A 20279-nucleotide genomic window follows, 5' to 3' on the forward strand; every position below is an offset into this window, starting at 1 on the left:
CCCTGAGACGCTGCCAGCGATCCTAATCCACCGCAGTGGCCGGCCCCCGCGGCCGGCTCTGGTTCCAGGCCCGGCGGATCGCCTCGCTCACCCCGACCGGATCGGGTACTCCCTTGAGCAACTGCACCTCTTCCGGGCCGCGTCCTTCCACGGCCTTTACCACGATATCGCCAATGCCCAACAATCGTTGCCATAGGGATTGGGTCGAAACCACGTCGCGGATTCGGAATACTTCGATATCGTCCCGCCGCTTGGTCAGGAACCCGGCTTCGATGATCAGCCGCTCATCGGTGATGGTGATGCGCTGCCGGCCGAGGAAGGGCAGGCCGAGCAGCAGCAGGGCCAGCGCCCCGCGCCAGAGCCCATAGGATCGCTTGGTTTCATGCGTGGTCAGCAGGATCGTTTCGGCCATCGCCTCCCCCTTGGCTTGCGCAGGCCGGATGGTGCCGGCAGTGCGGATCGGCGGCAATCGGGGCGATCCCGGTACGGAAGTATACAGAATAAATCACGTTCCCGCGAGAGAGGCCCGGAAAACCCCACATCGCGAAAGTGTCGCTGATAATTCAGGGAACCAACCTGACCCCTTTGACCCGGCACCCTCCTGCCGCCGGGTTCAGGAGCCGCCATGGTCGCCTCGACCACTCGCCCGGTCCCGCCCCTGCATCGCGCCGTCGCCTGGCTGCTGGTGGCGGCCCTCACGCTGCCCGCGGCCGTCCTGGCGGTCGGCGCCTGGCTCGCCTGGGAGGCGACCTGGCGCGAGGCGCGCATCGAATTGTCGCGCGAGGCGGATGCCGCGGCCGAATACGCGGCCCGGCTGGTGCTGGGCTATGGCATGGCCATGCGCCGGATGGAGGATCTGCTGCGCAGCCCCGCCGCGGCCGCAATCGGCGCCGATCCCGCGGGCCTGCATGGCGCGCTGGAGGTGCTGGTGGCCGAGTTGCCGCAGACGGCGGCCGCCTATGTCCTGGCCTCCGATGGCGCGCTCCAGCTCGCGGCCAGGGATTCGATGCCATCGGCCGAGCTGCTGGCGGCGATGCAGGCCGCCGCGGCGGCGGAGCTGCGGCCCGGCCAGGTCCGGCTGAGCCGCATCGGCGGGCAGTTGCTTTTCGCGGCCGGCCGGCGGGATGCCAGCGATCCGCAGGTCTTCCTCTCGATCGATCCCGAGGCGCTGGGCCAGGGGCTGCAGCGGGTGCTGGCCGCACCCGGGGACGGGGTCCGGCTGATCGGCGCCGATGGCAGCCTGCTGGCCCGGTCCGGCGGCTCGCTGGGCCGGCTGCCGGCGTCCAATCACTTCTATGGCGTCGTCGCGAACGGGCTGGATCAGGCGGTGCTGGAGGATCGCGCGCCGGGCGGCGTGGCCCGGCTGATGGCACTGCGCCGGATCGAGGAATTCCCGGGCTATGCCGCCTCGATCCGGCCGCGCGCCGCGATCATCGCTGCCTGGCGCCAGGCGGTGCTGCCGCAAGCGGCGATCGGCCTGCCGGCCCTGCTCGCCATGCTCGCCCTGGCCCTGCTGGTGCGCCAGAGCCAGCGCCGGCTGCTCACCGCCAATGACGGGCTGGAGGCCCGGGTCGCCGAGCGCACCGCCGAGCTGGCGGAGCTGTCGGAGGCGCTGGAGCTGACGCCCTGCATGATCACCGACCTCGACGGCCACATCACCCATTGGTCGGAAGGCTGCGTCCGCCTCTATGGCTATAGCCGGGAGGAGGCGCAGGGCCGCCAGGCGGCGGAGCTGCTGGAGACCGAATTCTGCGGCAGCAGCCGCGAGGAGCTGCATCTCATGCTGCGGCGGGACGGACAGTGGCAGGGCGAGCTGCGCCAGCGCCGCCGCGACGGCAGCATGATCATCGCCAGCGCCTTCTGGACCCTGCGCTGCGACCCGCGCACCGGCGAGCCGCGCTCCATCGTCAGCACCCGCACCGATCTCAGCGCGCTGCGCCAGGCGGAACGCGCGCTGCGCCGCAGCGAGGCGCGGCTGCGCCGGGCGCAGGAAGCGAGCGGCGCCGTGGCCTTCGAGCTGACCGAGGACGGCACCGTGCTGGCCGATCCGGCGCTCGCCGCGCTGTTCGGCCTGCCGAGCAATCTCGAACTCACCCGGCCGCTGCTGGCGGCGCGGGTGCATCCCGATGACCGCCGCGCCGCCGAGGCAGCCTACCGCCAGCTCGGCCGCCAGGGCGGCGCCTTCAGCATCGAGACGCGGGTGGTCCGGCCGGACGGGACCGAGCGCTGGCTGCTGGTCCGCGGCGAGGGCGTGGCGCCGCCCGGCGGCGGCCGGGCGCCGCGGCTGGTCACCGGCATCGTCCTCGACGTCACCCAGCGCCGCGCCGCCGAGGCGGCGCTGGCCGAGAGCGGGGAGCGGCTGCGCCTGGCGCAGGAGGCCGCCGGCTTCGGCATCTACGACCATGATTTCCGCACCGGCGCGGTGACCTGGGACGCCCGGATGCGCGCCTTCTGGGCCCTGCCCGATGGCGAATCGGTGACCGGCCGTTCCTTTCTGGGCGGGCTGCACCCCGAGGACCGGCCGCTGCGGCGCGCTGCCATGCGGCTGGCGATGGACCCCGAAGGTCCTGGCACCTACCAGGTGGAATTCCGGGTCCTCGGCCTCACCGACGGGCAGGAGCGCTGGCTCTCGACCACCGGCCAGGTCTCCTTCTCCCATGGCAGGCCGGTGCGGCTGACCGGCCTCGCCATGGACATCACCGCCCGCAAGCGCGGCGAGCAGCGGAACGAGCTGCTGATGCGCGAGGTGGATCACCGCGCCAAGAACGCGCTCGCGGTGGTGCAGGCGGCGCTGCGGCTCAGCCGGGCCGAAAGCCCGGCCGAGCTGGTGCGGATCATCGAGGGCCGGGTCGCGGCGCTCGCCCGGGCGCAGACCATCCTCGCCAAGCGCCGCTGGGAGGGGGCTGAGCTGCATGCGCTGCTGGAGGGCGAGCTGGCGCCCTTCCTGACGGGCCTCCGGCGCGACGCGCCACGCGCCGAGCTGATCGGCCCGCCGGTGACGGTCGCCGCCCATGCCGCCCAGCCGCTGTCGATGGCGGTGCATGAGCTGGCGACGAATGCGATGAAATACGGCGCGCTGGCGCATCCCGGCGGGCTACTGCAGGTGAGCTGGCGGCTGGACCAGGCGAACCGGGTGCTGGTGCTGGTCTGGCGGGAACGGGGTGCGCCCGAGCTGGGCCCGGTGCCGGCGCGCCGCGGCTTCGGCTCCCGCGTCATCGAGCAGACGGTGCAGGGCCAGCTCGGCGGCACGCTGAACCGGCGCTGGCTGCCGGGTGGGCTGCTCTGCGAGATCACCGTGCCGCTGTCCCGGCGCGAGGGCGGAGCGGGTCCGATGCTGGATGGCGAGGTGCCGCCGAGCGCCGCGGCGGCCTGAGGCGTCGGGACCGCGAATGGGGCGGAAAATCGCGCCTTCGGCTTGATTTTCGCCCTCTTCTGGCGCATATGCGCGGCGGACCTGGAACGGCAGCCTTCGAAAATGGGCGAGCCGGGCGTCGGTTTTCGGCCATGTGGGCCGCCATGCCGCCGCTGTCCCGGCGAAGGAACCGACCGCACTTGACCGAGACCCCTGACCGGCCCGCATCCGACGCGGCCGAGCACATGCATAACACTCAGCCGGGCGAGACCGAGAGCCCGACCGTCGCGGCCATGGCCGCGGAACCGGCGCCCGAGCCGCTGCCCGAGGACGCGCCCGAGGCCACCATGCCAGGCGAGGCCGCCGAAGTCCTCGAAGCCGCCGGCGACGAGGCCCCGGCCGACCTGCCGCCCCCCGCCATCGAGGCTGCGGCCGAATCCGACGAGGACGAGGCCGAGGAGAGCCAGGCGGAGACCGAGGAGGAAGACGACTCCGAGGATGAGGAAGAGGAGGAGGAAGACAGCGCCCCGCGCGTCACCTTCGCCGATCTCGGCCTCTCCGAGCCGATCGTCCAGGCCGTGGCTGAGGCCGGCTATGTCTCCCCCACGCCGATCCAGGAAGCCGCCATCCCCATCGTGCTGATGGGTCGCGACGTGCTGGGCTGCGCCCAGACAGGCACCGGCAAGACCGCCGGCTTCACCCTGCCGATGCTCGACATCCTCGCCTCCGGCCGGGCCAAGGCGCGCATGCCGCGCAGCCTGATCCTGGAGCCGACGCGCGAGCTCGCGCTGCAGGTCGCCGAGAATTTCGTGAAGTACGGCAAGCACCTGAACCTGGTGCATGCCCTGCTGATCGGCGGCGAGAGCATGAACGACCAGCGCGCCGTGCTCGAGAAGGGCGTGGACGTGCTGATCGCGACGCCTGGCCGGCTGCTCGACCTCTTCGACCGCGGCCGCATCCTGCTCGCCGACTGCAAGGTCCTCGTCATCGACGAGGCCGATCGCATGCTCGACATGGGCTTCATCCCGGATGTCGAGCGCATCGTCTCGATGCTCCCGCCGATGCGGCAGACGCTGTTCTTCTCGGCGACCATGGCGCCAGAGATTCGCAAGCTGGCGGATGCCTTCCTGCAGAACCCGAAAGAGATCTCGGTCTCCGCCCCGGCGAGCGTGGCAACGACCATCACCGCCGGGCTGCTCTGGACCCGGGAGCTCGACAAGCGCGAGGCGCTGCGGCGGCTGATCCGGCGCGAGGATGTGCAGAACGCGCTGATCTTCTGCAACCGGAAGATCGATGTCGACATCCTCTACAAGTCGCTCAAGCGCCACGGCTTCTCGGTCGGCGCGCTGCATGGCGACATGGACCAGCCGAGCCGCTTCGCCACGCTGAACAAGTTCAAGGCGAACGAGCTGCAGCTGCTGGTCTGCTCGGATGTCGCGGCGCGCGGCATCGATATCGGCGGGCTCAGCCACGTCTTCAATTTCGACGTGCCCTACCATGCCGAGGATTATGTCCATCGCATCGGCCGCACCGGCCGGGCGGGCAAGCAGGGTGCCGCCTTCACCATCGCCACGCCGGACGAGGCGCGTAATGTCGCGGCGATCGAGACGCTGACCGGCAAGCCGATCCCCCGCATTGAGATCGAGGGGCTCGACCCGATCAGCAATGAGGAGATCGCCGAGGCTGCTGCCCGGCCGCGCAGCGGCCGTGGCCGCGGCGGCGCCCGCAGCGGCGGGCGGGAGCGCGAGCGTGACCGTGGGGGGCGCGACCGCCGCCCCGAGCGCGCGCCGCAGGCCGAGCGCCAGGGCCGTGGCGAGCGGCCCGAGCGGGGCGACCGCCCCGAGCGTCCCGCCCGGGAGCGCGATCGGGACCGTCCGGAGCGTAGCCGCGAGCGTGACCGCGATCGCGCGCCTGTCGCGGCCCGTGAGGAGCAGCGTCCGCCCCGCGAGGAGCGGGCCTCCCGTGACGACCGGCCGCCGCGCGAGGAGCGCCGTTGGGACCGCGAGGCACCGCGCCGGCGCGACCGGGACCGCGACGATCTCGGCCCGTCTGTCGTCGGCTTCGGCGATGCCGTTCCGGCCTTCATGCTGATCCCCATCCCCCGCCCACGGCGCGAGCAGCCGTCGGAGCAGGAAGCCGAGGCGGCCTGAGGCTTTGCCCGCGGGTATCGCCCGCGGGCAGCTCGCCACTGGTTGTTAGACCGCGCCCCAGGCGCCACTTATCCGCGGCAGAACAAGCCCGAGGAGCCCGCCATGAACGTCGTCACCCCCCATCCCAAGCGCATGGCCAGCTTCGCCTGGGAGGACGCCCTGCTCCTCGAGGATCAGCTCACCGAGGATGAGCGGATGATCCGCGAGTCGGCGCACCAGTTCTGCCAGGAGAAGCTGTTCCCCCGCGTCCTCATGGCCAACCGGCACGAGACCTTCGACCGGGAGATCATGAACGAATTCGGCGAGATGGGCTTCCTCGGCGCCACGCTCGATGGCTATGGCTGCGCCGGCGTTTCCTATGTCGCCTATGGGCTGATGGCCCGCGAGGTGGAGCGGGTCGATAGCGGCTACCGCTCGGCCTTCTCGGTGCAGTCCTCGCTGGTGATGTATCCGATCCACGCCTTCGGCTCGGAGGCGCAGCGGGAGAAGTATCTGCCGAAGCTCCGCACCGGCGAATGGGTGGGGTGCTTTGGCCTGACCGAGCCGGATGCCGGCTCCGACCCCTCCTCCATGCGGACGCGGGCGAAGAAGGTCGATGGCGGCTACCTGGTCTCCGGCTCCAAGACCTGGATCACCAACGCGCCGATCGCCGACCTCGCCGTGGTCTGGGCGAAGGACGACGAGGGGATCCTGCGCGGCTTCGTCCTTGAGAAGGGCATGAAGGGCCTCACCTTCCCGAAGATCGAGGGCAAGTTCTCCCTCCGTGCCTCCACCACCGGCATGATCATGATGGACGAGGTCTTCGTCCCCGAGGAGAACCGGCTGCCGGGCGTGAAGTCGCTGGCAGGCCCCTTCTCCTGCCTCAACCGCGCCCGCTACGGCATCGCCTGGGGCGCGCTCGGCGCCGCCGAGTTCTGCTTCCATGCCGCGCGCGACTACACGCTGAACCGCACCATGTTCGGCCGCCCGCTGGCGCAGACCCAGCTGGTGCAGAAGAAGCTCGCGGATATGGAGACCGAGATCAGCCTCGGCCTGCAGGCCGTGCTGCGCGTCGGCCGCCTCTTCGATGAGGGCAAGGTGGCGCCGGAGATGATCTCCCTGGTGAAGCGCAACAATTGCGGCAAGTCGCTCGACATCGCCCGGGTCGCGCGGGACATGCATGGCGGCAACGGGATCGTGGACGAGTACCACGTCATCCGTCACGTCATGAACCTCGAGACGGTCAACACCTATGAGGGCACGCATGACGTGCATGCCCTCATCCTCGGCCGGGCCATCACCGGCCTGAACGCCTTCGGTGGCGGCTGAACCGGCGACCAGCCTGGAACTGGTCGTCGAGGCAGTGGGGGCGGCGGGCGATGGAATCGCCCGCCATGCCGGCGGTCAGGTCTTCCTGCCCCAGACGCTGCCGGGCGAGCGAGTGCGCGCCCGCACGGGCGGCAAGCGGGCCGAGGTCGAGGCCTGGCTGGAGGAAAGTCCGGAGCGCGTCGCGCCACCCTGCCGCCATTTCCCCGCCTGTGGCGGCTGCGTCCTTCAGCACTGGGACCTCGCCGCCTATGCCGAGTGGAAGCGCGGCCGGCTGGTCGAGGCGCTGGCCCGCGCCGGTTATCCGGATGCCCCCGTCGCACCGCTGGTAATGACCCCGCCGGCGAGCCGCCAGCGCGCCGATCTCGGGCTGGAACGCCTGCCGGATGGCAGTGTGCAGATCGGTTTCCATCAGCGCGGCACCACCGCCCTGGTGCCGATGCAGGAATGCCATGTGCTGCTGCCGGCGCTGGTCGCCCTGGTTGCCCCGCTGGCCGAGGCGCTGCGCGGGTTGGAAGGGCTGCGCCGGCTCGGCTCGGCCGTCATCAACATGCTGACCAGCGGGCCTGACATCCTGCTCAGGACCGACGCACCGCTGACCATGCCCGACCGCCGGATGCTGGCCGCCTTCGCCACCCGCCACGGCATCCCGCGCATCGCCTGGGCCGGCAAGGGCGCGGGGGCGGAGGTGGCGGCGCAGCTCGCCCCGGTCCGCCACCTGCTCTCGGGCGCCGAGGTGGTGCCGGCGCCGGGCGCCTTCCTCCAGGCCAGCGCACCGGGCGAGGCAGCGATCGTCGCGGCCATGCTGGAGGCGCTGCCGCGCAAGCTGCCGCCGCGCGCCTCGCTGGCCGATCTTTACGCCGGGCTCGGCACGCTGAGCCTGCCGCTCTCCAGCCGCGGCCGGGTGACCGCCTTCGAGAGCGTGCCAGAGGCGGTCTCCGCCCTCTCCACTGCCGCGGGTAAGGCCGGGGCGCGGGTGAAGGCGGTGCGGCGCGACCTCGACCGCCAGCCCCTGCTGGGGCCGGAGCTCAAGGAGTTCGCCGCGGTGGTGCTCGACCCGCCCTATGCCGGCGCCGCCGACCAGGTCGCGCTGCTGGCCCGCGCGCGGGTACCGAACCTCGTCTATGTCTCCTGCAATCCGGTGGCGCTGGCACGCGATGCCCAGGCCCTGCGCGCGGCCGGCTATCGCGTCACCGCGGCGACGCCGATCGACCAGTTCCTCTGGTCGCCACATCTGGAAGCCGTAGTCGGATTCGGAATGGCTTGATCCCCGGCCCATCCTCCCCACCAATAGAATGATACCCCGGGGAGGGACCGCATCATGATCCTGCCATCCAGCCGCCGCCTGTTGCTCGGCGGCCTCGCCACCACGCTCGCTGCACCGGCCCTGCTGCGCGACGCCGCGGCCCAGACCGCACCCGCCGCCCCGGCCCCGGCCCCGGCCCCGGCCGCCAGCCAAGCGCCGGGCTTCTACCGCTTCAAGGTCGGCAGCTTCACCGTCACCACCGTCCATGACGGCTTCTTCGAGCGCCCGATCCAGGGCTTCGTGCGCAATGCGCCGCTCGAGGAGGTGCAGAAGGTGCTGGCGGACAGCTTCCTGCCGACCAGCAGCATCCGCATCCCCTTCACCGTCACCTTCCTCGATACCGGCAGCCGGCTGGTGGTCTTCGACAGCGGCAATGGCGTGCTGCCGCCCACCGCCACCCAGGGCAAGATGCTGCAGAACATGGCCGCCGCCGGCATCGACCCGGCCAAGGTCGACCTGGTGGTGATGAGCCATTTCCACGGCGACCATGTGAACGGCCTGCTCAACGCCGCCGGCGCCGCCGCCTTCCCGAATGCCGAGGTGGTGGTGCCCGCCACCGAATGGGCCTGGTGGAGCGATACCGGCAACGAGACCCGCAGCCCCGAGGGGCAGCGCGGCAATTTCGCCAACAGCGCCCGCCGCTTCGCGCCCTACAAGGACAAGATCCGTCAGATCCAAGCCGACGCCGAGGTCATCCCCGGCATCCGTGCCGTCGCCGCCCATGGCCATACGCCGGGCCATACCTGCTACCTGATCGCCGATGGCAATGCCCAGGCGATGTTCGTCGCCGATGTCACCAATCGGCCCGAACTGCTGGCCCGCCGGCCCGACTTCCACATCGTCTTCGACTTCGATGCCGAGATGGCCGAGGCGACGCGGCGGAAGATCTACGACCAGGTCGCCACCGACCGCATCCGGATCACCGGCTACCACTTCCCCTTCCCCGCCAATGGCTATCTGGCGAAGGAGGGCAATGGCTACCGCTTCGTTCCGGCCGACTGGTCGAGCGCGGTCTAGAGCAAACCCCGATCAGGTGGAATCACCTGATCGGAGTAATTTGCTCGCTCAAACAAGAAGCTAGAGCGGCTTCCGTGAGCCAAGGCGAACGCAAACGGCTCTAGGCACCGGGCCTCGGCCGGCAGCAGGAACCTCGCCGCGGCGGACCCGTTCGCGCCGCGGCAACCGGACGAGGCCCCGATGGACAAGCAAACCGCCCCGGCCGGGGCCGCCCGCCAGGGCAGCCGCGCGACGCTGGCCGAGGGACCGGTCGCCCGCGGCCTCGCCAGCGCCACCGCGCCGCTGGCCATCGCGCTGGTGGTCATGTTCGCCATCCAGCTCGCCGAGGCCTGGCTGACCGGGCTGCTCGGCCCGCATGCGCTGGCGGCGCTGGGCTTCGCCATGCCTGTGGTCATGACGGCGATGAGCTTCGGCATCGGCCTCGGCGCCGGTGCGACGGCGGTGGTCGCGCGGGCGCTGGGTGCGGGAGAGGCACAACCGGGCCGGCTCTCGCTGCATGCGCTGCTGCTGGCCGCCGCGGTCGCGGCCGGTATCGCCCTGCCCTGCTGGATCGGGGCCGACCATCTGCTCGGCTGGCTGGGGGCGGAGGGTGAGACCCGCGCCCTGGCGCATGCCTATCTCCGGCTCTGGCTGCTCGGCGCGGTGCCGCTGCTCATGGCGATGGTGGCGCTCGGCATCGCCCGGGCAGCGGGCGATATGCGCTTCGGCGGCTCGGCCCTGGCCGGGGCCGGCATCCTCGCCTTCCTCTTCGACTGGCCGCTGGTCTTCGGCCTGCCCGGGCTGGTGCCGGGGCTCGGCATGCCGGGCCTTGCCGCCGCTTCCGACCTAGCCTGGACGGTAATGCTGCTGGCCTCGCTCTGGCGGCTGCGGACGCTGGGCCTGCTGGAGACGGGCGGGCGGTGGTGGGCCGGCTTCCATGCCTCCACCCGACGGGTGCTGGAGGTCGGGCTGCCGGCGGCGGCGACCAATGCCATCATCCCGGTCGCCAACGGCATCTTCACCGCCCTACTGGCGGCCCAGGGCAGCGCGGCGGTGGCGGGCTTCGGCCTCGGCTCCCGCGTCGAGAGCTTGGCGCTGACGGCGCTGTTTGCCCTCTCGGCGGTCGCCAATCCCTTCGCGGCGCAGAATGCCGGGGCGGGACGGCTGGACCGGGTCCATGCGGGGATGCGGGCCTCCATGGCCTTCTGCCTGGCCTATGGGCTCTGCCTCGCCCTGCCGCTGTTCCTGGTGGCGCCCTGGCTGGGGCGGCTCTTCACCGCCGATCCGGCGGTGGCGGCCTCGGTCGCGCTCTACCTGCGCATCCTGCCCTGGGGGTTCGGCGCGATCGGCGCCATTTCCGTGGCGAATGCCGCCTTCAACGGGCTGCACCGACCGATGTCGGCCGTCGCCATCTCCCTGTTGCGGACCTTCCTGCTCGGCGTGCCGCTGGCCTGGCTGGGCGCGCGCTGGGGCGGCGAGGCGGGGACGCTGGCCGGGCTGCTGGCGGGCAATATCGCGGCCGGGCTGCTGGCCGCAGGCTGGGTGCTGCGGGCGACCAGCCCGCGGCCGGCGCGGCGGGCGGCCGAAGCGCCGGCCTAACCGCTAGACGTGGAAGCTCTCGCCGCAGCCGCAGCGGCCCTTCTCGTTCGGGTTGGTGAAGGTGAAGCCGGCCGACATCGCCTTCTGCTCGTAATCCATGGTGGTGCCGATCAGGAACAGGCTGGCCTTGCGGTCCACCAGCACCGTCACCTCCTTGTCCGTCACCCGCTCATCCGTCGGCTCCGGCGCGTCGACCCAGGAGAGGTCGTAGGACAGGCCGGAACAGCCCTTGGTCTTGACCGCGATGCGCAGCAGCCGCCCGCCCTCGCCTGTGGCGTAGAGGGCACGCAGCCGCTCCGCCGCAGCATCGGTCAGCTGCATCAGGGGCGGCAGGGCGCGGCGGGGCCGCTTGGTCTCGGTCGTGGTGCTCATCGCCGTCCTCAGAACATGTTCATGGCTAGGCGGGCGTCTTCACTCATCCGGCCCTGGTCCCAGGGCGGATCCCAGACGACCTCGACCTTCACATCGGTCACGCCGGGGACCATGCGGATCGATTCCTCCACCTGGCTCGGCAATTCCTGCGCCGAGGGGCAGGATGGTGTGGTGAGCGTCATCTCCACCTTCACCTGCCCGTCATCCTCGATCTCGACCGCGTAGATCAGGCCGAGTTCGTAGATATCCACGGGGATTTCCGGGTCGAAGACCGTCTTCAGCATGCTGATGACCGCATCCTCGCTGACCTTCGGCGCCGGCGGCGGAACTTCGCCCTCCGGGGTCCAGGCGCCATGGGTCACGGCGGCTTCCTCACTCACTCGTCGCCTCCTTGCCGCTGCCTTCGAGCGCGGCGTTCAGCGTGTGCCAGGCCAGCGTCGCGCACTTCACCCGGCTCGGGAATTCATGCACGCCGGAGAGGGGCTGCAGCCGCTCCATCTCCTCCTCCAGCGCCCCGCCGCAATCGGGGCAGGTGCCGGTCATGGCGAGGTTGCGGAAATGCTCGCCGAGCTCCCGCGCCGCCGCCGGGGACTTGCCCCGCACCGTCTCCGTCATCAGCGAGGCACTGGCCATGGAGATGGCGCAGCCGCGGCCCTGGAAGGCGGCATCTTCGATCGCACCATCCGGCGTGAGCTTCACGAACAGCTCCATCCGGTCGCCGCACATCGGGTTGTCGCCGCGCGCGGTGCGGTCGGCATCCTCCAGCCGGCGGAAATTCCGCGGCTTGCGGCCATGGTCGAGGATGACCTCCTGATAGAGGTCGCGCAGGTCGTCAAACATCGTGGTTTCTCCACGGCCGATTCACGTCTCCGCGGCCTGCGCCGCTCCGACGATCGGACGTCATGCGAAGAACTCCCTGGCTTTCGTCAGCGCCTCGGCGAGGTAGTCGATCTCCCCCTCGGTCGTGTAGAGGCCGAAGGAGGCGCGGCAGGTTCCGCCATCGAGGCCGAAGCGCGCATGCAGCGGCTCGGCGCAATGCCGCCCCGCCCGCACCGCGATCCCGGCCCGGTCGAGCAGCGTCGCCAGGTCATGCGCATGGGCATTGTCGAGCGCGAAGGCGAAGACGCCGCCGCGATCCTGCGCCCGGCCGAGCAGGGTCAGCCCCTCGACATCCGAGAGCCGCCGCATCGCATGATCCACCAGCGCCCGCTCATGCGCCTCGACCGCCGGCATGCCGATGGCCGAGACATAGTCGATCGCGGCATGCAGCCCGATGGCCTCAATAATCGGCGGCGTGCCGGCTTCGAACTTGGCGGGCGGCTCGGCCCAGGTGCTGCCCTCGAAGGTGACCGAGCTGATCATGTCGCCGCCGCCGAGGAAGGGCGGCATCCGCTCCTGATGCTCCAGCCGCGCCCAGAGCACGCCGATCCCGGTGGGCCCATACAGCTTGTGGCCGGTGAAGGCGTAGAAATCGGCGCCCAGCGCCTGCATGTCGACGCGCCGGTGGACCGCCGCCTGGCTGCCATCGAACAGCACCTTGGCGCCGGCCTCATGCGCCATGGCGACGATCCGCTCGGCCGGCGTCACCGTGCCGAGCACGTTCGACATATGCGTGATGGCGACCAGACCCACCTTGCCATCCGCCAGCTTGGCGGCGAGATCCTCGAGGTCGAGCTCGCCCGCATCGGTGACGCGCGCAACCCGCAGCTCAATCCCCTTGTCGTCCCGGAGTAGCTGCCAGGGGACGATATTGGCGTGGTGCTCCATCTCGGAGATCAGCACCGCCTGGCCGGGCCGCAGCACGCCGCGCCCCCAGCTATGGGCGACGAGGTTGATCGCCGCCGTGCTGTTGCTGGTGAAGATCACCTCGCGCGGGTCGGCCGCGTTGATGAAGCGGGCAACGGCAGCCCGCGCCGCCTCGTAATCGGCGGTCGAGGCCTCGCTCAGCCTGTAGGCGCCGCGATGGACATTGGCATAGCGCTCCTCCATGCAGCGGACCATCGCCTGGATGACCTGGCGCGGCTTCTGCGCCGAGGCCCCGCTGTCGAGGAAGACCAGCGGCTTGCCGCGATGCTGCTGCGCCAGGATCGGGAAATCCTGACGGATACGCTCGATATCGAAAACAGGTGCGCCAGAGGGGTTTACGATGGGGGCGTTCATGCGGCCTTCTCCTGCCACCAGCCGGTCACGGCCTCCTCCAGCGCGGCGCGGGCGGTCGGGTCGCCGACGCCCTCGATCGCCTCGGCCAGAAAGGCCTCCACCAGCATCGCCCGCGCCAACGCCTCGGGGATGCCGCGGGCGCGCAGGTAGAAGAGCTGGTCCGCATCCAGGGCGCCGACCGTCGCGCCATGGCTGCACTTCACGTCGTCCGCATAGATCTCGAGCTGCGGCTTGCTGTCGATCTCGGCTTCCGGGCTCAGCAGCAACGCCTGGTTCATCTGGTAGCCGTCGGTGCGCTGCGCCACCTGGTGGACGTGAATTTTGCCCTGGAAGACGCCGCGCGACTTGCCCTGGAGCACCGTCTTGTAGGTCTGCCGGCTGGCGCAGTCCGGCGCGGCATGGTCCAGCACCGTGGTGGTGTCGGCATGCTGGCCGTCGCGCAGCAGCTGCGCGCCGTTCATGTGGCAGGCCGCATGCGGCCCGGCGAGCACGGCGTGGATCTCGTTCCGCACCAGCTTGCCGCCGGCATTCAGAGTGAAATTGTCATAGACCCCGCCCGCCTCGATCCGGGCATAGATGGTGCCGAGCTGGAAGCCGCGGCCACCTTCCTGCTGCAGCCTCGCATGGGTCAGCCGCGCGCCCCGCTCCAGCACGATCTCAAAGACCGGGTTGTGCAGGTAGCGCGTATTCGCCGGCCCGCTGGCGCTCTCGATGATGGTGAGGCTGGCGCCCGCCTCCAGCCGGATCAGGTGGCGCGGATGGAAGGCCGAAGGGCGTTCGCTGCGGCTGGCGATGGAGCTGAGCTCGATCACCCCGCCATCGATCCCGGCCGGCACGCTCACCACCAGCCCGTCCTCGAACAGCATGGTGTTGAGCGCGACCAGCGGCTCCTCCGCCGGCCGCGCCAGCTCGCCCAGCCGGCTTTCCAGCTGCGGCAGGGCATCCGCCAGGCTGGCGATCGCGAAGGGGCTGCTGGCGAGCTGCGAGAGATCCTCGCGGAACCGGCCATCGACGAAGACGGCGCGGCGGTTGCAGCGCGCGGTCGGCAGGCCCTCCCCGTCATCGAGGGCAGTCAGCGGCTCCTCGAAGCCGGCTTCGGAGACCGGGCGCAGATCGGTGTACTTCCAGGCCTCGACCCGGCGGGTCGGGAAGCCGGCGGCACGGAAGCGCTCGGCCGCCTCGGCCCGCAGCGCCTGCACCCAGGGCAGGCGCTGGCCGGGCAGGCGCGCGCGCAGCCCCTCGAAGCGGTGGAGGAAGCCCTCCGCGCCGCTATGCGTCGCCGCCGTCATGCCGCTGCCTGCACCGAGGCATAGCCGGAGGCTTCGAGCTGCTTCGCCAGCTCCGGCCCGCCCGACTGCACGATCCGCCCGCCCATCAGCACATGCACCCGGTCCGGCACGATGTAGTCGAGCAGCCGCTGGTAGTGGGTGATGACGAGGGCGGCGAAGTCCGGCGCCCGCAGCGCGTTCACGCCATCCGCCACGATCTTCAGCGCATCGATGTCGAGGCCGCTATCGGTCTCGTCGAGGATGGCGAGGCTCGGGCGCAGCAGCGCCATCTGCAGCACCTCGTTCCGCTTCTTCTCGCCGCCGGAGAAGCCGACATTCACGCCGCGCTTCAGCATGTCCTCCGACATCTGCAGCTCCTTCAGCCGGGCACGGGCCAGCTTCAGGAATTGCATCGCGTCCAGCTCCGCCTCGCCCTTGCCGCGGCGGATGGCGTTCAGCGCGGTGCGGAGGAAATTGGCGTTGCCGACGCCGGGCAGCTCCACCGGATACTGGAAGGCGAGGAAGACGCCGGCCGCGGCGCGCTCCTCCGGCTCCAGCGCCAGCAGATCCACGCCGTTCAGCGTCGCGCTGCCGCCCGTCACCTCATAGCCCTCGCGGCCCGCGAGGACATAGGAGAGGGTGGACTTGCCCGAGCCGTTCGGGCCCATGATGGCATGCACCTCGCCGGTGGGCACTTCCAGGTCGATCCCCTTGAGGATCGGCTTGCCCTCGACCTCGGCGGTCAGTCCTTCGATACGCAGCATTTAACCAACGCTCCCTTCGAGCGAAATCTGGAGCAGCTTCTGGGCCTCGACGGCGAACTCCATCGGCAGCTCCTTCAGCACCTCACGGCAGAAGCCATTGACGATCAGCCCGACCGCATCTTCTTCCGACAGCCCGCGCTGCCGGCAGTAGAACAGCTGGTCCTCGGCGATGCGGCTGGTGGTCGCCTCATGCTCGACCTTCGCCGTCATGTTGCGGTTCTCGATGTAGGGCACGGTATGCGCCCCGCATTGGTCGCCGATCAGCAGGCTGTCGCACTGGGTGAAGTTGCGCGCACCCGAGGCCGTCGGCGCCACCCGCACCAGGCCGCGATAGGTGTTCTGCCCCTTGCCGGCCGAGATGCCCTTGGAGACTATGGTCGATGTCGTGCGCTTGCCGACATGGATCATCTTCGTACCCGTATCGGCCTGCTGGTGGTTGTTGGTGATGGCCACCGAGTAGAACTCGCCGACGCTGTCATCGCCGAGCAGCACACAGGACGGGTACTTCCAGGTGATGGCCGAGCCGGTCTCCACCTGCGTCCAGCTCACCTTGCTGCGCTTGCCGCGGCACTGCGCCCGCTTGGTGACGAAGTTGTAGATGCCGCCCCGGCCCTCGGCATCGCCGGGGTACCAGTTCTGCACCGTGCTGTACTTGATCTGGGAGTCATCGAGCGCGACCAGCTCGACCACCGCCGCATGCAGCTGGTTCTCGTCCCGCATCGGCGCCGTGCAGCCCTCGAGATAGGAGACGACCGCGCCCTCATCGGCGATGATCAGCGTCCGCTCGAACTGGCCGGTGCTCTTGGCATTGATGCGGAAATAGGTGCTCAGCTCCATCGGGCAGCGCACGCCCTTCGGGATGTAGACGAAGCTGCCATCCGTGAAGACCGCGCTGTTGAGCGCCGCATAGAAATTGTCGCCCGGCGGCACCACGGTGCCGAGGTACTGCTTCACCAGCTCGGGGTGCTCATGCACCGCCTCTGAGATGGCGCAGAAGATGATGCCGTCCTTCGCCAGGCGCTCCTTGTAGGAGGTGGCGACGGAGACGCTGTCGAACACCGCATCGACGGCGATCGGCATGCGACCGCCCTCGGAGGGGCTGTCGCCCGCGCCTTCGACGCCGGCCAGGATCGCCTGCTCCTTCAACGGGATGCCGAGCTTGGCATAGGTCTTCAGCAGCTCGGGATCGACCTCCTCGAGCGACTTCGGGCCCTGCTTCTTCTTCGGCGCCGCATAGTAATAGGCGTCCTGGTAGTCGATCGGCGGATACTTCACCGCCGGCCAGCGCGGCTCCTGCATCTTCTGCCAGGTGGCGAAGGCCTTCAGGCGCCATTCCAGCAGCCATTCCGGCTCTTTCTTCTGGGCGGAGATGAAGCGGACGGTGTCCTCGTTCAGCCCCTTGGGGGCGAAGTCCATCTCGATCTCGGTCTCGAAGCCCCACTTGTAGGTGCCTTCGGTGACGGACTGGACGGTGTCGAGGGTCTCGGCGACTGCGGGCATATGGGTGCTTCCTACTCGGCGACGAGCATGGTCGGGACGGCACAGCAGCTGGGGCCGGCCAGATCGGCGAGGGTGATGCCGGACAACGCCCGGCGGATGGCATCGTTGACCGGATCCCAGCGGCCGCGGACGGCGCAGATGCCCTGCGCCTCGCAGCCGCCCTGGCCGCCATCGACGCAGGCGGTGAGGGCGATCGGGCCGTCGATGGCGACGATGACGGCGGAGAGCGGCACGGCAGAGAGCGGCCGGGTCAGCCGGTAGCCGCCACGGGCCCCGCGCACTCCCTCCACCAGCCCGGCCTGGCCCAGGATCTTGAGGACCTTGGCGACGGTCGGCTCGGCGATGCCGGTGGCCTGGGCCAGGCCGGGCGCGGTCTGCACCTGGCCTTCCGGCAGGGCCCCGTCCCGGGCCAGCCGGGCCATGACGACCACGGCATAATCAGTCAGTTTCGAGAGCCTCAACACATCCTGTCCCTCACGGATGGTCAAATAGGACCATTTGGGTCCCCTTTGAAGCCCCCCCTCCCCGGAATCCCGGGGTCCGGCTAGCCTTCCCCGGTGCCAGGGAGACGGGGGACCGATGCCGAGCATCACGACCGATGACGGGGTAGAACTGCAGTATGAGGAGGCGGGCAGCGGCACGCCGCTGGTCTTCGTCCATGAATTCGCCGGCGACGCGCGAAGCTGGGAACCGCAGCTCCGCTTCTTCGCCCGGCGCTACCGCTGCATCGCCTTCAACGCCCGGGGCTACCCGCCCTCGGCCGTGCCGCATGACCCGGCCGCCTATTCTCAGGACCGCGCCACGGATGACATCGCGCAGGTGATCGAAAGGCTGGGGCTGGCGCCGGCGCATGTGGTCGGGCTCTCCATGGGCGCCTTCGCCACGCTGCATCTCGGCCTCCGCTACCCGCATCTGGCGCGCAGCCTGACCGCGGCTGGGGTCGGCTATGGCGCCGCGCCGGGCAAGCGTGACCAGTTCCGCGCCGAGGTGGACGCCACCGCCGACCGCATCGCCGCCGAGGGGATGTGGAAGATGTCCAGGACCTATGGCAGCGGCCCGACCCGCTTGGTCTTCGAGGAGAAGGATGCCCGCGGCTATGCCGAGTTCATGTCGCAGCTCGCCGAGCACGACACGGACGGTGCGGTGCTGACCATGCGCGGCGTCCAGCGCGAACGCCCGAGCCTGTTCGAGCTGGAGGCCGAGTTCCGCAAGCTGAAGCTGCCGACCTTCATCATCTGCGGCGATGAGGACGACCCGACGCTGGAGCCCGGCCTCTTCCTCAAGCGCACGATCGCCACCAGCGCTCTGATGGTGATGCCGCGCTGCGGCCACACGATGAATATCGAGGAGCCGGATGCCTTCAACCGGGCAGTGCTCGACTTCATCACCTGGGTCGATGCCGGCCGCTGGTGGGAACGCAACCCGGCCACGCTGGCCGGCGGGATCATCGCCGGCCAGCCGAAGGGCTGACCGGCGGGATCGTAGCCCGGACTGAAGCGGGCTCAGCCCAGCAGGACATCCGCGGCGGTCAGGGTGTGCAGGCCGGCGAGCTCGATCTCGCCGGTCGGGGTGCCCGAGCCGCCATGGGTGGTGAATTGCACCAGCGTATGGTCGCCCTCGACCAGGTAGCGGACCTGCAGGCCGGGCACTGCCTCGAACTCGCCGGTGCCGAGGAACCGCGGCGATGCGCCGGCACCGAAGCGCTCCTGATAGGCGCTCAGGTCGATCCGGTCGGCGCCGAGGCCGAAATCCAGGATGACATCGCGGTTGCCCTCGCCGACGGGGCTGTCGCTGGAGCTGCCGAAGGGATCCAGCGGCGCGAAGACGAACCGGTCGGCGCCGAGGCCCCCGGCCAGGATATCGGCGCCATAGCCGCCGACGAGATGGTCGCTGCCCGCGCCACCCAGCAGCGTATCCGCCGCGCCGCCGCCCAGCAGCGTATCCGCCCCGGCGCCCCCGACCAGCAGGTCCGCACCTTCGCCGCGCAGGAAGGCGTCGAACCCCGCGGGGCTGGGAAAGCCACCGCCATAACCGGTGATGAGGTCAGCGCCCGCGCCGCCGAACACGGTATCGGCGCCCCAGCCGGCGGTGATGCTGTCGGCCCCCGCGCCGCCGAGGATCAGGTTGTTGCCCGGCAATACAGTGCCGGTCTGGCCGGGCAGCGGCGGCGCCGGCCCGGTCGAGCTGTCGCCATAGACGGTGTCGGCGCCGTTCCCGGCGAGGATGATGTCCGACCCCGCCAGGCCGGAGATCAGGTCAGGGCCCCGGCCGCCGATCAGCAGGTCGTCGCCTGCGGTCGCCTGGCCGAGGCTCCCCGGAAAATGCAGATCGATCTGGGGCAGAGTAAGGTCCGATGGATGCCCGGACCCGGCATGGGCTATCCCATGGCGCATGACCAGCTTCCTCCTTTGGCGGGCCCGAAGGGCCAGCAATCCGGATGATTCTGCCGGTGCCCAGGGCGGGCGAGCCAAGAAGGCGTGATTTTTTCGGCGCAACGGCATGCCCCGTCCGCCTGCCTCGCGCGCCCCCCCGCTTCACGCCGCAACCGGACAGGGCTAGGAATAGATAGCAACCTATGGAGAGGGAAACGCCAGGATGGGCATGCTGGACGGTAAGGTGGCGGTCGTCACCGGCTCGGGCGGCGGCGTCGGCCGCGAGATTGCGCTGCACATGGCGCAGGCCGGGGCCAAGGTCATCATCAACGATATCGGCGCCAGCCTGACCGGCGAGGGCCAGTCGGCCACCCCGGCGCAGCAGACCAAGGCGATCATCGAGCAGCGCGGCGGCCAAGCCGAGATCAACACCGACAGCGTCGCCTCCTGGGAGAGCGCCGGGAAGATCGTCCAGTCGGCGCTCGACCATTTCGGCCGCATCGACATCGTCGTGAACAATGCCGGCATCCTGCGCGACCAGATCTTCCACCGCATGACGCAGGAGGAGTGGAGCGCCGTCATCGACGTCCACCTCAACGGCTCCTTCTACATGTCGCGGCATGCGGCGACGCATTTCCGCAAGCAGGAAAGCGGCGCCTTCGTCCACATCACCTCGACCTCCGGCCTTATCGGCAATTTCGGCCAGGCGAATTACTCGGCGGCGAAGCTCGGCATCGTGGCGCTGTCGAAGTCGATCGCGCTCGACATGAAGCGCTACAATGTGCGCTCCAACTGCCTCGCCCCCTTCGCCTGGAGCCGCATGACCAGCTCCATCCCGGCCGAGACGCCGGAGCAGAAGGCGCGCGTCGAGAAGATCATGCGCATGGGTCCGGAGAAGAACGCCCCGCTCGCGGTCTTCCTCGCCTCCGACGCGGCGAAGGAGGTCAATGGCCAGATCTTCGCCCCGCGCATGAACGAGCTGTTCCTGTTCAGCCAGAACCGCCCGATCCGCGGCATCCATAGCGGCGAGGGCTGGACGCCGGAGAGCCTGGCCGAGCACGCGCTGCCGGCGCTGAAGAGCTTCTTCGTCCCGCTGGAGCGTTCGGGCGAGGTCTTCTCCTGGGATCCGCTGTAA

General features: G+C 70.1%; 18 protein-coding genes. 8 read left to right on the forward strand and 10 right to left on the reverse strand.

Going from position 1 to position 20279, the window contains the following annotated elements; all coding sequences use genetic code 11:
* Window positions 1-22 precede the first annotated feature (22 nt).
* The gene (locus JMJ55_RS12850) at window positions 23-412 is read right to left on the reverse strand and encodes a PH domain-containing protein (protein WP_202825942.1); all 390 of its coding nucleotides are present in this window, start codon (window positions 410-412) and stop codon (window positions 23-25) included.
* Between the two features lie 213 nt (window positions 413-625).
* Between JMJ55_RS12850 and JMJ55_RS12855 the strand changes: the two genes are divergently transcribed.
* The 6 genes from JMJ55_RS12855 to JMJ55_RS12880 all read left to right on the forward strand — a co-directional run bounded on the left by JMJ55_RS12855 (window position 626) and on the right by JMJ55_RS12880 (window position 10708).
* Complete coding sequence (locus JMJ55_RS12855) at window positions 626-3373, forward strand: PAS domain S-box protein (protein WP_202825943.1); 2748 nt, start codon at window positions 626-628, stop codon at window positions 3371-3373.
* 272 nt (window positions 3374-3645) lie between these two features.
* Complete coding sequence (locus JMJ55_RS12860; protein ID WP_456237075.1) at window positions 3646-5502, forward strand: DEAD/DEAH box helicase; 1857 nt, start codon at window positions 3646-3648, stop codon at window positions 5500-5502.
* A 102-nt stretch (window positions 5503-5604) separates the two neighbouring features.
* Window positions 5605-6810: an acyl-CoA dehydrogenase gene (locus JMJ55_RS12865; RefSeq protein ID WP_202825945.1), complete on the forward strand. Its 1206-nt coding sequence runs from the start codon at window positions 5605-5607 to the stop codon at window positions 6808-6810.
* On the forward strand, window positions 6800-8074 hold the full coding sequence (locus tag JMJ55_RS12870) for a class I SAM-dependent RNA methyltransferase (RefSeq protein WP_328702619.1): 1275 nt from the start codon (window positions 6800-6802) through the stop codon (window positions 8072-8074). The genes JMJ55_RS12865 and JMJ55_RS12870 overlap by 11 nt, the downstream gene beginning before the upstream one ends.
* 54 nt (window positions 8075-8128) lie before the next feature.
* Complete coding sequence (locus tag JMJ55_RS12875; protein WP_202825946.1) at window positions 8129-9130, forward strand: MBL fold metallo-hydrolase; 1002 nt, start codon at window positions 8129-8131, stop codon at window positions 9128-9130.
* Between the two features lie 180 nt (window positions 9131-9310).
* On the forward strand, window positions 9311-10708 hold the full coding sequence (locus JMJ55_RS12880) for an MATE family efflux transporter (protein WP_202825947.1): 1398 nt from the start codon (window positions 9311-9313) through the stop codon (window positions 10706-10708).
* Between the two features lie 3 nt (window positions 10709-10711).
* Here JMJ55_RS12880 and JMJ55_RS12885 read toward each other — a convergent pair whose 3' ends face one another.
* The 8 genes from JMJ55_RS12885 to JMJ55_RS12920 are packed head-to-tail and all read right to left on the reverse strand — an operon-like array spanning window position 10712 to window position 17236.
* Window positions 10712-11080: a HesB/IscA family protein gene (locus tag JMJ55_RS12885; RefSeq protein ID WP_202825948.1), complete on the reverse strand. Its 369-nt coding sequence runs from the start codon at window positions 11078-11080 to the stop codon at window positions 10712-10714.
* A gap of 8 nt (window positions 11081-11088) precedes the next feature.
* Window positions 11089-11460, reverse strand: a complete 372-nt coding sequence (locus JMJ55_RS12890) for an SUF system Fe-S cluster assembly protein (RefSeq protein ID WP_202825949.1) — start codon at window positions 11458-11460, stop codon at window positions 11089-11091.
* Window positions 11453-11920 (reverse strand): Fe-S cluster assembly sulfur transfer protein SufU, encoded by a 468-nt coding sequence (gene sufU, locus JMJ55_RS12895; RefSeq protein WP_202825950.1) that lies wholly within the window; start codon window positions 11918-11920, stop codon window positions 11453-11455. The genes JMJ55_RS12890 and sufU overlap by 8 nt, the downstream gene beginning before the upstream one ends.
* Window positions 11921-11980: 60 nt before the next feature.
* On the reverse strand, window positions 11981-13240 hold the full coding sequence (locus JMJ55_RS12900) for an aminotransferase class V-fold PLP-dependent enzyme (RefSeq protein ID WP_202825951.1): 1260 nt from the start codon (window positions 13238-13240) through the stop codon (window positions 11981-11983).
* Window positions 13237-14529, reverse strand: coding sequence for a Fe-S cluster assembly protein SufD (gene sufD / locus JMJ55_RS12905; protein WP_202825952.1), 1293 nt, complete (start codon window positions 14527-14529; stop codon window positions 13237-13239). Before sufD ends, JMJ55_RS12900 begins: the two co-directional genes overlap by 4 nt.
* Window positions 14526-15272 (reverse strand): Fe-S cluster assembly ATPase SufC, encoded by a 747-nt coding sequence (gene sufC, locus JMJ55_RS12910; RefSeq protein WP_202825953.1) that lies wholly within the window; start codon window positions 15270-15272, stop codon window positions 14526-14528. The genes sufD and sufC overlap by 4 nt, the downstream gene beginning before the upstream one ends.
* A complete protein-coding gene (gene sufB / locus JMJ55_RS12915) occupies window positions 15273-16772 on the reverse strand; it encodes a Fe-S cluster assembly protein SufB (RefSeq protein WP_202825954.1) in 1500 nt (499 codons plus the stop codon).
* 11 nt (window positions 16773-16783) lie between these two features.
* Window positions 16784-17236 (reverse strand): SUF system Fe-S cluster assembly regulator, encoded by a 453-nt coding sequence (locus JMJ55_RS12920; protein WP_202825955.1) that lies wholly within the window; start codon window positions 17234-17236, stop codon window positions 16784-16786.
* A gap of 115 nt (window positions 17237-17351) precedes the next feature.
* Between JMJ55_RS12920 and JMJ55_RS12925 the strand changes: the two genes are divergently transcribed.
* Complete coding sequence (locus JMJ55_RS12925) at window positions 17352-18242, forward strand: alpha/beta fold hydrolase (protein ID WP_202825956.1); 891 nt, start codon at window positions 17352-17354, stop codon at window positions 18240-18242.
* Window positions 18243-18274: 32 nt separating this feature from the next.
* Here JMJ55_RS12925 and JMJ55_RS12930 read toward each other — a convergent pair whose 3' ends face one another.
* On the reverse strand, window positions 18275-19165 hold the full coding sequence (locus JMJ55_RS12930; protein ID WP_202825957.1) for a calcium-binding protein: 891 nt from the start codon (window positions 19163-19165) through the stop codon (window positions 18275-18277).
* 202 nt (window positions 19166-19367) lie between these two features.
* On the opposite strand from JMJ55_RS12930, the gene JMJ55_RS12935 reads away from it, so the two are divergent.
* Window positions 19368-20279: an SDR family NAD(P)-dependent oxidoreductase gene (locus JMJ55_RS12935; RefSeq protein WP_328702621.1), complete on the forward strand. Its 912-nt coding sequence runs from the start codon at window positions 19368-19370 to the stop codon at window positions 20277-20279.

It is taken from the genome of Belnapia mucosa (assembly GCF_016775475.1).
In the GTDB taxonomy this organism is placed as follows: domain Bacteria; phylum Pseudomonadota; class Alphaproteobacteria; order Acetobacterales; family Acetobacteraceae; genus Belnapia; species Belnapia mucosa.

What these genes read in the sequence shown, in the direction of transcription:
- JMJ55_RS12850 (WP_202825942.1), bottom strand. Translation starts at nt 412, where the DNA reads ATGGCCGAAACGATCCTGCTGACCACGCATGAAACCAAGCGATCCTAT.
- JMJ55_RS12855 (WP_202825943.1), top strand. Translation starts at nt 626, where the DNA reads ATGGTCGCCTCGACCACTCGCCCGGTCCCGCCCCTGCATCGCGCCGTC.
- JMJ55_RS12860 (WP_456237075.1), top strand. Translation starts at nt 3,646, where the DNA reads ATGGCCGCGGAACCGGCGCCCGAGCCGCTGCCCGAGGACGCGCCCGAG.
- JMJ55_RS12865 (WP_202825945.1), top strand. Translation starts at nt 5,605, where the DNA reads ATGAACGTCGTCACCCCCCATCCCAAGCGCATGGCCAGCTTCGCCTGG.
- JMJ55_RS12875 (WP_202825946.1), top strand. Translation starts at nt 8,129, where the DNA reads ATGATCCTGCCATCCAGCCGCCGCCTGTTGCTCGGCGGCCTCGCCACC.
- JMJ55_RS12880 (WP_202825947.1), top strand. Translation starts at nt 9,311, where the DNA reads ATGGACAAGCAAACCGCCCCGGCCGGGGCCGCCCGCCAGGGCAGCCGC.
- JMJ55_RS12885 (WP_202825948.1), bottom strand. Translation starts at nt 11,080, where the DNA reads ATGAGCACCACGACCGAGACCAAGCGGCCCCGCCGCGCCCTGCCGCCC.
- sufU (WP_202825950.1), bottom strand. Translation starts at nt 11,920, where the DNA reads ATGTTTGACGACCTGCGCGACCTCTATCAGGAGGTCATCCTCGACCAT.
- JMJ55_RS12900 (WP_202825951.1), bottom strand. Translation starts at nt 13,240, where the DNA reads ATGAACGCCCCCATCGTAAACCCCTCTGGCGCACCTGTTTTCGATATC.
- sufD (WP_202825952.1), bottom strand. Translation starts at nt 14,529, where the DNA reads ATGACGGCGGCGACGCATAGCGGCGCGGAGGGCTTCCTCCACCGCTTC.
- sufC (WP_202825953.1), bottom strand. Translation starts at nt 15,272, where the DNA reads ATGCTGCGTATCGAAGGACTGACCGCCGAGGTCGAGGGCAAGCCGATC.
- sufB (WP_202825954.1), bottom strand. Translation starts at nt 16,772, where the DNA reads ATGCCCGCAGTCGCCGAGACCCTCGACACCGTCCAGTCCGTCACCGAA.
- JMJ55_RS12925 (WP_202825956.1), top strand. Translation starts at nt 17,352, where the DNA reads ATGCCGAGCATCACGACCGATGACGGGGTAGAACTGCAGTATGAGGAG.
- JMJ55_RS12930 (WP_202825957.1), bottom strand. Translation starts at nt 19,165, where the DNA reads ATGCGCCATGGGATAGCCCATGCCGGGTCCGGGCATCCATCGGACCTT.
- JMJ55_RS12935 (WP_328702621.1), top strand. Translation starts at nt 19,368, where the DNA reads ATGGGCATGCTGGACGGTAAGGTGGCGGTCGTCACCGGCTCGGGCGGC.